Source organism: Spiribacter halobius, from assembly GCF_020883455.1.
Classification (GTDB): Bacteria; Pseudomonadota; Gammaproteobacteria; order Nitrococcales; family Nitrococcaceae; genus Sediminicurvatus; species Sediminicurvatus halobius.
In genome coordinates, this window is record NZ_CP086615.1 from 3419609 (window position 1) to 3432418 (window position 12810).

The following is a 12810-nucleotide window of genomic DNA, read 5'->3' on the forward strand; positions in this document are numbered from 1 at the left end:
GCGACACCTGCTGCAGGCTGCGGGGAGCGCGTCACGATATCACGGCCCCCGCCCGTGCGGCGCCTCCAGGTCCAGCACCGGCCCCGCGGGGATGATCCGCGTGGGGTTGATCATGGGGTGGCTGGTGTAATAGTGGCGCTTGATGTGGTCGATGCTCACCGTCTCTGCCACGCCCGGCACCTGGTAGAGCTCGCGCAGGTAGCCGGCGAGGTGCGGGTAGTCGGCGATGCGGCGCAGGTTGCACTTGAAGTGGCCGACGTAGACGGCGTCGAAGCGCACCAGCGTGGTGAACAGCCGCCAGTCCGCCTCGGTGATGCGGTCACCGGCCAGGTAGCGCTGGCGCCCGAGACGCTCGTCGAGGCTGTCCAAGCAGTCGAACAGCTGCGTCACCGCCTCCTCGTAGGCATCCTGGGCAGTGGCGAAGCCTGCCTTGTAGACGCCGTTGTTGACGCGGTCGTAGACGTCGGCGTTGATGGCATCGATGGTCTCGCGCAGATCGGCCGGATAGTAGTCACGGCTCGCGTCGCCCCACTCGTCGAAGGCGCTGTTGAGCATGCGCACCAGATCCGCGGACTCGTTGTTGACGATGGTGCCCCGCTCCCGGTCCCACAGCGCCGGCACGGTCACCCGCCCGGTGTAGTCGGGCCGGGCCCTGACGTAGACCTGGTGCAGATACTCGCAGCCGTTGACGTGATCCTCGGTGGCCCCCGGATAGGACGCATCGAAGTGCCAGCCGTACTCGCCCATGTACGGATGCACCACGGAAACGCTGATGACATCCTCCAGCCCTTTCAGCTTGCGCAGGATCAGCGCCCGGTGCGCCCATGGGCAGGCGAGCGAGACATACAGGTGATACCGCCCCTTCTCCGGCGGAAACTTTCCACCCGGCTCGATCCAGTCCCGAAACACGGTCTTCGGACGCTCGAACCGCCCGCCGGTGCTCTCGGTGTCATACCACTGGTTGTGCCAGGTGCCGTTTATCAAAAGACCCATTGCGCCTCCCCTTGGTCGGCGAGCTCAATCGAGGAGTTCAAAGTCCAAAGTTCAAAGACTCCCTCCGCGCGCGGCGGAGTCGTAACCTCGCTTTGAACCTTGAACTTAGAACTGACAACGATCGCAACGAAGCCCGCCCGCCTTCAGCCGGCGAGCTTCGTTGCGATCTCCGCCACATGCCTCCCCTGGTACCGCGCAATGGCGAGCTCGTTTTCGCTCGGCTGGCGGCTGCCGTCGGGGCCGGCGAGGGTGGTGGCGCCGTAGGGGGTGCCGCCGGTGATCTCGTCCATGTTGGCGAGCTCCTGGCAGGCGTAGGGCACGCCCACGATCACCATGCCGTGGTGCATGAGCGTGGTGTGGATGGAGGTCAGGGTCGTCTCCTGGCCGCCGTGCTGGGTGGCGGTGCTGGTGAAGGCGCTGCCCACCTTGCCCACCAGCTTGCCCTGGGCCCAGAGGCCGCCGGTCTGGTCGAGGAAGTTGCGCAGCTGCCCGGCCATGTTGCCGAAGCGGGTGGGCGTGCCGAAGATCACGGCGTCGTAGTCGGCGAGCTCGTCGGGGCTCGCCACCGGGGCCTGCTGGTCGAGCTTGGCGCCGGCCTGGCGGGCGACGTCCTCGGGCATGGTGTCGGGAACGCGCTTGACGACGACCTCCGCGCCGGGCACCTGCCGGGCGCCCTCGGCGATGGCGTCCGCCAGCGTCTCGATGTGGCCGTACATGCTGTAGTAGAGAACGAGAATTCGGCTCATGGCGGGTCTCCCTTTGGGTTCGCGGACAACACGCAGACTAGGACCGCCGGCAGAAAGAAACAATCCCGATTAAAGGCAACTTATTGTTGCCGTATCGGATACGATAGTCGCGGGTTCGGGAGAGGCCTGCCATGGACCGTCTCGAGAGCATCGACGCCTTTCTGCAGGTGGCCGAGCACGGCAGCTTCACCGCCGCTGCAGAACGGCTGGGGGTGACGAAGTCGCGGGTGAGCAAGCAGGTGCAGGCGCTGGAGCGCCGCCTTGGCACGCGGCTGCTCCACCGCACCACCCGGCGGCTGACTCTCACCGAGGCCGGCGCCCGCTACTACGAGCGCTGCGCCCCGCTGCTCGAGGCCCTGGCGGAGGCGGAGCGCACCGTGGGCGACCTGCACGCCCTGCCCCAGGGCACCCTGCGGGTGAACGCGCCGGTCTCCTTCGGGCTGCAGCACCTCGGCCCGGTGCTGCCGGAGTTCCTGGCCCGCTACCCCTCGCTCAGCGTGGACATCACCCTCAATGACCGCTTCGTGGACCTAGTGCACGAGGGCTACGACGCCGCCGTGCGCATCGGCCAGCTGCAGGAGTCGAGCCTGATGGCCCGGCCCATCGCCCGTTGCGACGTCTGGCTGTGCGGTGCGCCTGCGTACCTGGCCCGGTATGGCCACCCGCGCCGGGTCGGCGAGCTCGCCGGGCACAACGCCCTCAGCTACAGCTACTCGCCGCTGGGGGACTACTGGCCGATCACCGACCCCGACGGCGGCGCGCATCGCGTGCCGGTGAGCGGCAACCTGCGCGCCAACAACGGCGAGCTGCTGCTCGCAGCCGCCGAGCAGGGGACGGGCCTGGTGATGCTGCCGGACTTCATCGCCGCGGAGAGCGTGGCCGCCGGGCGCCTGCAGCGCCTGCTGCCCGACCACGAGATCGCCCCGCTCAGCCTCAGCGCCGTCTACCCCTACACCCCCCGGGTGCCCGCCAAGGTGCGCGCGTTCGTGGACTTCCTCGTGGCCCGCTTCGGCGAGCGGCCGTGGCGGCTTACGCACCCCGATTGACATCGAGCGACGAAACCTTCCAGGTGCGCGCGATGGCGTGCGGTGGTCCGAACTATCCGCCCTGCCACGGCTCGCCGGGCAGCCGGCTGATCAGCGCCTCAGACACACTCTTCGCCATGGCGTCCAGGTTCCAGGTGCGGCCGCGGGCGAGCAACGGCCCGATATCGGCGACGAATCGGCGATCGCGCAGCTTCGCAGCGAGGTTCGCTTCGAATCCCGCCCGGCTCACGGTCTGACCGCCGTGCCCCATGTAGGCCCCGAAGCACTCGACGATTCGCTCCGGCGAGGCTTCGCCATCGGCTAGCGCGGTGGCCAGGTCGAACAGATCACGACCCTTGCGGCGCTGGTATAGCGCCCGCAGCTTCGTACCCAGCAGCTCGTCAAGCGCGTAGCTGCGTATCTCGCAGGCTCCCGCGAACCATCGAGAGGATACGCGGAACGGCACTGCCACAATCCCGTGGACCGTGAAGTGCTCCCGCGTATTGATCTCAACCTTGAGTTTCAGCCTGAGTGGTGTCGGGTCCTCGGACGCGAACCGGTACTCGAACGTGACACGGCCCTCGCTCTGTTTATAGCGAGGTGGGCTGAGCCATGGGTCGAGCACCTCGTGAAGCGCGCCCATGATCGGCCCGGCGGGCGCCGCCTGGACCTGCACCAGATCGATGTCCTCCGAGTAGCGCGCCGGGGGACGAATGAAGAGCTTGTAGAGCGCGGTGCCGCCCCGGAATGCCAGGGAACGACGGAGCACAGGGTGGGAGAAGATAGCCACCAGCGCCCTGCTGATGACCAGATCCTGTTCCACCTGGTGATTCTCAACCCACGGCGCCTCGCTACGCCATTCCGTGATGTAGTCCAGCGGGATCAAGACTCCGGTTCCACTTCCATATTAATCACCAGTTTCCAGCGGCGGTGCCGAGGCGCAGACGGCGCCTCGGCACCTGGCGCCAGCAGCGTGTAGTCACGCGCATTCGACACAACGAAGCGGCACAGTGGCTGCGCGGCCTCATCCGCTCCCCCCAGCTCCAGCAGATAGCCAAGGCGCTGTGCCCATGGCAGCGGCGCGGTTTCGGCCGCCTTGACCAGCAGCTCGGCATCGATCTCTTCTGCAAGCTCGGAAATGGTCATCGCGACCTGATCAAGCCCGCCGGCACGACCGGGATAGCCGGCAAGGTCGATGGCCGTCGCCTCCGGTGTCGACACCGCTATCGGGCCCCGTGGCGTGTTGAAAAGGCGAGTCGGTACGTCCCTCAAGCGCTTGCGCGCAAAAAAGGCGACGCGAACCGCGCCGCATTCAACCGGGCGCCGGTTGCTCTCAAGGAACACCTGGAATTCCTGCGGACGGTGGTGCGCCGCGCCGTAGTATTGCGCCGCACTCAGCAACCCAACGTAGTACCGCCGGCCTTCGCGCTCCATCAGCGCCGGGATGAATTGTTCCGCCGGTAGACAGCCGAGCCTGCGGTACTCGGGCGGGATGATCACGTAGAAGCCCCGGGCGGGCGAGGCGATGCCGTTCTTGGCGGCCAGCCGCCTGAGTGCGTTGCGGGCCGCTGGCGCAGACACCCCGAGCGCCTGTCGCAGCTGAGGAACCGTGAAATGGTACTGGCCGCGCTCAGCCAGGGCGTTGACGTAGTCAGCCAGATTACGATGGCGAGAATCCGATTCCACTGGCGCAGCGTAACGTCGTTCGTTACTCTGCGCCAGTAGAATCGGACCCTGGATGCAAGCAGACCGCCTAACGCGGCGCGCGACGATCGCGTTCCGGGCGTGAGAATGCCGCCCCGGCGGCCTGGGCCATGCCCTTGAGCAACTCCCATTCGGCGCGCACCAGCCGCAGGCTGGCGTGCCAGGCATCGCGCTCGGGGCCGGGCTCCGGGCCGGAGGCATCCAGGCGCTGGTAGACCGCCAGGGCCTGATCGGCGCAGGCCTCGAGGTCGTAGGCCGCCGCGGTGTCGGCGATGGCGGCGCGATAGCGCTCCCGGGCCTCGCCGTCGAGGGCCAGAAGCTCGGTCAGCGCCGCCGCAAAGGCGGCCTCGTCCTGCTCGCGCAGCAGGCGGCCGTTCTCACCGTCCCGCACCACCTCGCGGGCGCCGGGGGCGTCCAGCGCCACCACCGGCAGTCCGGCGGCCATGGCCTCGGCCAGCACCATGCCCTGGGTCTCGGTGAGCGAGGCGAAGGCGAAGACGTCCATGGCGTGATAGGCATCCGCCAGCTCCGGCATCACCCGCTTGCCGGCGAGGTGCAGGCGCTCGCCCACCCCGGCGGCGCGGAAGGCGCCGCGGATCTCCGGCTCCGCCGGACCGGCGCCCACCACGAGGCAGTGCACGTCGGGCTGCTGCGCGGCGACGGCAGCCATGGCGCGGGCCAGGAAGCCGAGATTCTTCTCCGCCGCGAGGCGGCCGACGTGGCCGATGACGCGGGCGCCCTCGGGAACGCCCAGCTGGCGACGGAATCCGGTGCCGTCGCCGCTCGCGAACTGCTCGCGCACCACACCGGTGGGCACCACGTCCACAGGGGTGGTTACCCCGCGCCGGTGCAGGGTCTCGGCGACGCTCTCGCTCGGCGCGAACACCTGGTCGCAGAGATTCGCGTAGCTCGTGGAGAGCTTGATCACGAACCGCTTCAGCGCCGGCGAGTCCCCGGGGACGTAATGGGTGTACTGCTCGTACATGGTGTGGTGGGTGAACACCAGCGGGCAGTCGCGGTGGGAGGCGACGCGGATGGCGGTCGCCCCCATCAGGAACGGGTGGTGGGAATGAACGATGTCCGGCCGGAAGTCGTCCAGGGCATCGTCCAGATAGCCCGGGACCGGCAGCACCACGGAGAAGTCGCTGCCGTTGAAGTTCTGGATCGCAGGGATGCGAACGACGTCCGTCTCGTCGTCGGGGATACCCGGGAACTCGGGGGCGACGACGAGCACCTTGTGCCCCCGGGCCCGGTAGGCGCGGCTGAAGGCGTCCACCGAGCGCGCCACCCCGCCCACGTGCGGGGTGTAGGTGTTGGTCATCATGACGATGTTCAATGCTCGCTCCCGGGCAGGGTCACGCTGCCCGCCTCCGGCCCGGCCGTCACCGGCGTGCGCCCGGCGGGGGCTACCACCACGGCCTCCGGCGGCCGCCGCCACTCCGCCTCCCAGGCGACGGTGGTGCCGCCCCCGGCGCTCGGGGTGAGGGTGACACGCACGCTGCCGAAGGGGGTGGGCGCCGGCCCGAAGGCCATCGGCTCGCCGCTCGCCAGCCAGCGCGGCGGCACGCCGCCGGCCAGCACCAGCTGCTCGCCCTCCTCCCGCAGAAAGGCATTACGCATGATAAGCACCCACTCGGCCGCCGCCCAGACGTGCTGGCCATCGCCCATGCAGCCGCCGCCGGTGCGGGGGTGGATCGCCTCCGGCCACTGCCCGGTGGGGCTGGCCAGGCGTGCCACCGCGTCCATGAGCTCGAAGCAGCGGTCGTCCCCGGCCCGCATCAGCACCTGCGCCATGTGCAGTGTCAGGTAGGCGTTGACGCCGGAGTGGATCATGTCCTGGAAGAACCCGCCGTGCACCCGGCAGCGCTCCAGCAGGTACTCCACGGTGCCGAGCAGACGCGGGTCGTCGGCGGCGGTGCGCTGCAGCGGATAGCCCACGGCCAGCGAGCCCACCGCGCCGGCATCCAGGCGCCGGTAGGGCGAGGCCGGCATGGCGGCGCGGCCGAGGCGGCGCTCGTCGTTCTCCAGGGCCCGGCGCAGGCAGCGCTGCAGATCGTCCGCCTCGGCACGCATCCAGCGGGCATCCTCGCCGCGCCCGGCGGCTTCCATCACGTCCGCCGCCGTGCGCAGCCCGCCCTCGGCCCAGAAATCGTCCCAGTAGTAGTAGTCGTTCGGCCCCAGATGCTCGGCGCTGAAGCCCGCCGGCAGCAGCCCCGCGTGGGGGGCGCTGGTGTCGCTGTCGGTACGCTTGCGCGCCACCCAGTGGGCACCGCGGCGGATGGCGCGCAGCCAGGTCTCATCCAGCGCCTCGCCGGTGAGCTCGGTGAAGCGCGCGGCGATCCACAGCGCCTGGCCGTTGGAATCCCACTCGCCCTCCTGGCTGTGGAAATAGCCCGTGGCGCGCGTCTGGCGCTCGGGGAAGCGCAGCAGCGCGCGGCGGGCGGGCGTGGTCAGGCCGGCGGCGAGCAGGGCGTGGATAATGAAGGCGGCATCCCGGAACCAGAAGCGCTTGTACGTGTACGGCCCGGGATAGACGTCCGCCACCGAGTGCAGCACCAGCGTGCGCATAGCGGCGTCGTAGAGGAAGCGATAGCCGGCATCCGGGACCTCCAGCGCGGCGGTGCCCGCAAGCGCCTCGCCCCAGCTCCCGGCGGCATCCGCCGGCAGCGGCTCCGCCTCCGGCCCGGGCAGCGGCACCCGTACCCGCAGCCGACGCTCGCCACCGGCAGAGATCCGGAACAGCGCCGCGCCGGTGACGAGCCCCGTCTCGCAGTCCTCGCCACCGGCGCCGTCGGGCTCGTGCAGGTGGATGGCGACGTCGCCGTGCTCGTAGTCGGAGGCATAGTGGGCCTCCGGTGTCTCCTCGAAGCGCACGGCCCGGTGCCCGTCCACCTCCCAGACGTCGCCCGTCCGCCGCAGGCGGTGGATGAAGGCAATCCCCTCGGGGTTGTAGGGCCGCAGCGCCACGGCCAGCATCGCCGGGTGCGGCGCGCTCGCGCGGTAGTCGATGACGAGCTCGCTCCCGTTGCCCTCGCTGACGACGCGGGCGCGCTGCTGGAGCTCGATACCGTCCCGGCTGCTGCGGGAGACCACCGCCACCCCGTCGTCCGTCTCCAGCCACTGCTGCGAATCCGACGTCCGCGACGGGTACAGCGGCTCGCCGTCGTCCGGCAGCACCCAGCCGTCCAGGGACCAGCCGTCATACCAGGGGGTCACCAGCCCCCGCGGGTCGACGATGGGCAGCTCGGTGCAGTCGGGCCGCCCGACGGCGGTCCAGTTGCGGTGGGTGAGGTTCACATGGGTGATGCTGAACGCCCGCGGGAGGAAGGCCTCGCTGTGGGGGTCGAACTGCTGCTCGATCCAGTAGGGCCAGACCCAGTCGAGGTTGTGCTGGATTACCCGGGTGTTGATGAGCCCCCGGGCGTGGAACACCATCCCGGCCCGCAGCAGCTCGATGGGCTCCGCCACCTCGGAGGGCTGGCCGAACCGCCGCAGCCGGGCCATCAGGGCCAGCGGATCCAGAAACCCGTGGGACCGCGCCGCGCGGCGCAACAACCACTTCCAGGGCAGCCACTTCAGGGGCACTGACACCTCCTCAATTGATCTATTTCGCACGGGAGGCGCTTCGACGGGGAGACCGAAGGCGGTGGGTCGGCGCGGGACACGGCGTGAATACATCCATGTAGCCTCCACTGCGGCATCCATGCCGCAGAGGGTCCCGCGCCGACCCACCGCCTCCGGTCAACCATGTATCCAACGCCCAACGCGCGTTTCGACGGTTGCCTGATTCCAATTTGCCGAGAACAAGCCGGCGACACCCGATATCTGGCCAACGGGTCCCACCGTGGCCGAAGCCTTCCTGCACCACCTGTCGGCGCGGCGGAGGGGTACGGCGCGGGCAGTGCGAGTCGGGGTGGGAGCGAGCGGGACCGTAGGCGAGAGGGACCTCGCCTACGAGCTTACAGGGATGTATTCACAGCGTGTCCCGCTCGCTCCCACCCCGACTCGCACCGGGCACGGCCAACAAACCACGCTCGGCGCCGCGGCCCCGATCTCCCCTCAAGGCAACTCCACCAGCACCGACTCCAACGGCCGCCGCGTCGAATCCGGGGACTCGTCCGGGTAGCCGTACCAGACGAGCCCGACCACCCGCTCCGCCTCCGGATCCATCCAGACCAGATCGTGGAAGCGCGGGTCGCGCGTCACCTCGCCGGTGGTCCACTTTGTCCCGACGCCTGCGCTCCACAGATGGAGCGCGAAGTTCTGCACGGCGCAGGCGCAGGCGGCGTAGTCCTCCTCGGCGCGCAGCGGGTCGCTGCTGCGCTCGCAGGTGACGAGCAGCCAGCCGGGAATCGCCGCCCAGCGCTCGCGCTTGGCCGCGCCGGCGGCGGGACCCGCTTTCGCGGTGACGAGCTCGGCGTTGAGCTCGACGATGGCCGCCTGGGCCTGCGGGCCGAGCAGGCGGAAGCGCCAGGGCTCGGTGAGATGGTGGTTCGGCGCCCAGCAAGCCGCCTCCAGCGCATCCAGAACCCGCTCCCGCGGCACCGGCTCCGGGCGGAAGCGGGCGATGCTGCGGCGGCCGCGGAGCAGCGCGCCAACGGCGTCCGGGCTCGGCGGGGCGGGAGGCGCGCGATGGTCGGCGGGTTCGATGGCCATGGACATCCTCGATCGGGTTCGCGGCTGCGGTGAAGGGTACCAGCGCCGGGGCGGGATGGTCCGCAACAACCGCGCAGCGCGCCGCCGGCACGTGCGCCCTGCACTGGCGCCGACGCCGGCGAAAGCGCTACGGTAAGGATCGTTGCCGGCACCACCGCCGCACCCGACCAGCGCAGGTTCCGTGCGCCATGCACCGTGACAGCTATCATCATCTCGAGATCCACGATCTCCCGCCCGGCGGGCTCGACGGGCCGTGGGCCGCGGAGCGCCTGGCCAACGCCCGTGCGGCCCTGCTGCACCGCCTCGACCTCACCAGCGCCCGGCTGCGGGCGCGGGGGCTGCATCTGCGCCTGGAGCCCGAGGCCAGCCCGGAGCACCTGCCGGCGCTGCCGGCGGAAAGCCAGCTGGGCGTCACGCTGTACCTGGACGAGGTCAGCGAGCGGCTGGTGGTGAGCGAGGTGCTGTATCTGGTGGAGTCCCTCTGGCGGCCGTTCTGGCAGGGGCGCACCCTGATCCATGTCGAGGACGAGGACCGCCGGCCGGGGCTGCCCGCCGAACTGCAGCGCCGAGCCGCCGCCTGGCTGCGGCTCGAGCGCGGCACGGTGGAGGTCGGCGTGCCGGTTTCCATCCCCGCGCGCCAGCACCCCTGAGCCGACCGCGAGCAGGGCACCGCCGCTGGCTCGGTCGTGCAGCCCCAACGTACCTCCATGACGGACAGGTGACACCTTTGTACAAGGTGTGTACAGTCGCGCTGGAATAGGGATCGTGCTGGAGCACTGCCATGGATCACGACCTGGATTACCACTTCGAGCAGATTATCCGCGGCATCGGCGAGGACGTCGGCCGCGAGGGGCTGGTGAAGACGCCGGAGCGCGCAGCCCGCGCCTTCGAGTATCTGACCCAGGGCTACCAGCAGTCCCTCTCGGAGCTGGTCAACGGCGCGCTGTTCGAGTCCGACAGTGACGAGATGGTGATCGTCCGCGACATCGAGTTCTATTCGCTGTGCGAGCACCACATGCTGCCGTTCATCGGGCGCGCGCAGGTGGGTTACATCCCCAACGGGCGGGTGCTGGGCCTGTCCAAGATCGCGCGGATCGTCGACATGTACGCCCGCCGTCTGCAGATCCAGGAGAAGCTCACGCGGGACGTGGCCGAGGCGGTGCTCGAGGTGACCGGCGCCAAGGGGGTGGCGGTGCAGATGGACGCCCGGCACCTGTGCATGATGATGCGCGGGGTGAACAAGCAGAACTCGGAGATGAGCACCTCGGTGATGCTCGGCAGCTTCCGCACCTCGCAGTCCACCCGCAACGAGTTCCTCCAGCTCATCCGCCGCTGAGGTCGCCGTGGCCGACGATCGCCTGCACCGCGACCTCTCGCGGATCCGCATCAAGAACCTGCGCCTGCGCACCTATGTCGGCTTCAACGACGAGGAGCAGGAAAAGCGCCAGGATGTGGTGATCAACATCCGCATCGACTACGACGCCCTGGCCGCGGCGCAGGCCGACTCGGTGGAGCGGGCGCTGGACTACAAGACCATCACCAAGCAGGTGATCGCCCACGTCGAGAACAACCGCTTCCTGCTGCTGGAGAAGCTGGTGAACGACGTCCTGGAGCTGGTGCTGGCCCACCCGCCAGTGCGCCACGTCGAGGTGGAGGTGGACAAGCCCCACGCCCTGCGCTTCTCGGATTCGGTTTCGCTCACCATGTCGGCGAGCCGCGAGGGGTAGCGGGAAGTTATGCGGGCTAGGGGCTCTCCAGCCCCAGCACCCGGATGGCCGTGGTCAGGGCAAGCAGCACCAGCAGCGCCCCGGTGGCCCGCTCGATCCACGCCGCGTGGCGCCGCAGCCAGCGCCCCGGGGCCGCACCCGAGAGGCCGAGGGCCACGAGCGCGTACCAGGTACCGTCGATGACCGTGGCGGTCACCGAAAGCAGGGCAACCTCCGCGAGCCCCATCCCCGGGCGGACGAACTGGCTGAACAGGGCCAGGAAGAACACGGCGATCTTGGGGTTGAGCAGGGCGATCGCAAGGCCGTCCCGCGCTGCGCTTTTGAGGCTCGCCCCGGTGGCGGGCGCCCCGGCCTCGAAGCGGCCGCCGCCCGTGGCGCGCAGGGCGCTGGCGCCGAGCCACAGCAGGTAGGCGGCGCCGGCGAGTGCCAGCCCGCGGTAGACGAACCCGGTCTCGGCGATGAGCGCGGCGAGCCCGAGGGCGGTGGCGATGGCGTACAGGCCCACGCCGAGGGCATGGGCGACCGCCACGCAGAACCCGTGGGCACCTGAGTGCGCCACGGTGTGGCGCACCACCACGGCCAGGCTCGGCCCGGGGGACATTGCCCCGAGCACGCACACCGCCACCAGCGACAGCCACCCCGTCAGCGTCATGGCGCGGAGTATACGGGCGTGGCACGCGCGACCGGCAGCCCTCAGTGCGCCATGAGCACCGGCACCGTCATCTGCTCCAGCACGCCCCGGGTGGTGCCGCCCATCACCAGCTCGCGCAGGCGCGGGCGTCCGTAGGCGCCCATCACCAGCAGATCCGCGCCCTGCTCGGCGGTGAGCGAGAGCAGCGCGTCCGCCACCGGCACGTCGCGCATCACCAGGCGGTCGGCCTCCACCGCGACGCCGTGACGGGCGAGATGGGTGGCGATATCCGCGCCCGGGAGCTCGCCGTGGTCGCCACGACGGCGATCGTGCCCCTCCACCACGGCAAGGTGCACCACCTCGGCCTCGCGCAGCAGCGGCAGCGCGTCGGCCACGGCGCGGGCCGCCTCGCGGCCGGCATTCCAGGCAATGACCACGCGCCGGCCCACCGGCACCGGCTGCCAGGCGTAGGGCACCGCCAGCACGGGGCGCCCGGCAAGCACCGCCAGGTGGCCCGCCAGGTCGTCCGGCACGAGTCCGTGGGGCTCGTCCGGGTCGTACTGGCCGACCACCAGCAGATCGGCATAGCGGGCGTGGCGGGCGAGGATGTCCGCCACGGAGAGATCGAGGCGCATGTCCTCCACGGCGCGCCACTCCGCGGACAGACCCCGGCGATCGGTCTCGGCGCGGAAGGCCTCGCCGAGGCGGGCGTTGCGCACCTGCCAGCTGCGCCGATAGCCCTCCAGCGCCTCTGGCGGCAGAAACTCGGCGCGGGCGGCCATGGGCTCGCTGACGGCGATGCCGGTGAGATGGGCCGAGAAACGCTCGGCAAGCTCGGCGGCGACGCCGATGCGCTCGTTGGTGTTGTGGCCTTCCTCGAGATAGACCAGGACGTCCTTCAGCATGACGGCCCCTCCGTTCGGGTTCACTGTCAGCATGGCAGTCTGCGGGCACGCCATCCTGACCACGGTCAATCGCGCGGCCCTGCGTGCAGTGCAGCAATGATTCCGTTAGGCTCTCGCCGACTGGCCAGTGGGGGAGCTCAGCGCATGGGCATTGAAATCGGCGGCCTGCTCGGGCTGCTACTGCTCGTCGCCAACGTCTACGCTATTATCCGCACGGCCGGCAGCCATGCCGGCGCGCTGGCGAAGGCGGTCTGGATCGTGGCAATCCTGATCCTCCCGGTGTTCGGCCTCCTCGCCTGGCTGCTGTTCGGCCCGAAGGGCTGAGTACGCTCGGGGAGCGGCGCCCGTCGCCGCTGCCATCGGCGTGAAACTCCGCCCTGGGCATACTGTCCTCAGTAAGTTCGACAGGCCTCCGTCCAGCTA

General features: G+C 70.0%; 14 protein-coding genes. 5 read left to right on the top strand and 9 right to left on the bottom strand.

Translation table 11 applies throughout. From position 1 onward, the window contains the following. Nucleotides 1–39: 39 nt before the first annotated feature. Together LMH63_RS16000 and wrbA are read right to left on the bottom strand one after the other, a co-directional pair. Nucleotides 40–993, bottom strand: a complete 954-nt coding sequence (locus LMH63_RS16000) for a glutathione S-transferase family protein (protein WP_109680319.1) — start codon at nt 991–993, stop codon at nt 40–42. Nucleotides 994–1136: 143 nt separating this feature from the next. After that, nucleotides 1137–1739, bottom strand: coding sequence for an NAD(P)H:quinone oxidoreductase (gene wrbA, locus LMH63_RS16005; protein WP_109680318.1), 603 nt, complete (start codon nt 1737–1739; stop codon nt 1137–1139). A 131-nt stretch (nt 1740–1870) separates the two neighbouring features. On the opposite strand from wrbA, the gene LMH63_RS16010 reads away from it, so the two are divergent. Next, a complete protein-coding gene (locus tag LMH63_RS16010; RefSeq protein WP_109680317.1) occupies nt 1871–2785 on the top strand; it encodes a LysR family transcriptional regulator in 915 nt (304 codons plus the stop codon). 52 nt (nt 2786–2837) lie between these two features. On the opposite strand, the gene LMH63_RS16015 is transcribed toward LMH63_RS16010, so the two are convergent. The 5 genes from LMH63_RS16015 to LMH63_RS16035 form a co-directional block, all read right to left on the bottom strand. After that, complete coding sequence (locus tag LMH63_RS16015; protein ID WP_199225768.1) at nt 2838–3650, bottom strand: nucleotidyl transferase AbiEii/AbiGii toxin family protein; 813 nt, start codon at nt 3648–3650, stop codon at nt 2838–2840. Further along, nucleotides 3647–4450 carry a type IV toxin-antitoxin system AbiEi family antitoxin gene (locus LMH63_RS16020; RefSeq protein ID WP_199225767.1) on the bottom strand — a complete coding sequence of 268 codons (804 nt, stop codon included), beginning with the start codon at nt 4448–4450 and terminating at the stop codon, nt 3647–3649. The genes LMH63_RS16015 and LMH63_RS16020 overlap by 4 nt, the downstream gene beginning before the upstream one ends. 67 nt (nt 4451–4517) lie before the next feature. After that, nucleotides 4518–5804 carry a glycosyltransferase gene (locus tag LMH63_RS16025; protein WP_109680315.1) on the bottom strand — a complete coding sequence of 429 codons (1287 nt, stop codon included), beginning with the start codon at nt 5802–5804 and terminating at the stop codon, nt 4518–4520. Then, nucleotides 5801–8053, bottom strand: a complete 2253-nt coding sequence (locus LMH63_RS16030; protein ID WP_229332625.1) for a glycoside hydrolase family 15 protein — start codon at nt 8051–8053, stop codon at nt 5801–5803. The genes LMH63_RS16025 and LMH63_RS16030 overlap by 4 nt, the downstream gene beginning before the upstream one ends. Before the next feature lie 474 nt (nt 8054–8527). Continuing rightward, the gene (locus LMH63_RS16035; protein ID WP_109678666.1) at nt 8528–9124 is read right to left on the bottom strand and encodes a nitroreductase family protein; all 597 of its coding nucleotides are present in this window, start codon (nt 9122–9124) and stop codon (nt 8528–8530) included. Between the two features lie 188 nt (nt 9125–9312). On the opposite strand from LMH63_RS16035, the gene LMH63_RS16040 reads away from it, so the two are divergent. The 3 genes from LMH63_RS16040 (at nt 9313) to folX (ending at nt 10851) form a co-directional block, all read left to right on the top strand. After that, complete coding sequence (locus LMH63_RS16040) at nt 9313–9774, top strand: hypothetical protein (protein ID WP_109678667.1); 462 nt, start codon at nt 9313–9315, stop codon at nt 9772–9774. 131 nt (nt 9775–9905) lie between these two features. Next, complete coding sequence (folE, locus tag LMH63_RS16045) at nt 9906–10460, top strand: GTP cyclohydrolase I FolE (protein ID WP_109678668.1); 555 nt, start codon at nt 9906–9908, stop codon at nt 10458–10460. Nucleotides 10461–10467: 7 nt separating this feature from the next. Continuing rightward, nucleotides 10468–10851 (top strand): dihydroneopterin triphosphate 2'-epimerase, encoded by a 384-nt coding sequence (gene folX, locus LMH63_RS16050; RefSeq protein WP_229332626.1) that lies wholly within the window; start codon nt 10468–10470, stop codon nt 10849–10851. A gap of 16 nt (nt 10852–10867) precedes the next feature. Here the strand turns inward: folX and LMH63_RS16055 are convergent, their stop codons facing one another. Both LMH63_RS16055 and LMH63_RS16060 read right to left on the bottom strand, forming a co-directional pair. Then, nucleotides 10868–11503, bottom strand: coding sequence for a LysE family translocator (locus tag LMH63_RS16055; RefSeq protein ID WP_109678669.1), 636 nt, complete (start codon nt 11501–11503; stop codon nt 10868–10870). 41 nt (nt 11504–11544) lie between these two features. After that, entirely contained in the window at nt 11545–12387 is an 843-nt protein-coding gene (locus LMH63_RS16060) for a universal stress protein (RefSeq protein WP_109678670.1), read from the bottom strand. Between the two features lie 144 nt (nt 12388–12531). On the opposite strand from LMH63_RS16060, the gene LMH63_RS16065 reads away from it, so the two are divergent. Beyond that, the gene (locus LMH63_RS16065) at nt 12532–12711 is read left to right on the top strand and encodes a PLDc N-terminal domain-containing protein (RefSeq protein WP_109678671.1); all 180 of its coding nucleotides are present in this window, start codon (nt 12532–12534) and stop codon (nt 12709–12711) included. Nucleotides 12712–12810: the final 99 nt, after the last annotated feature.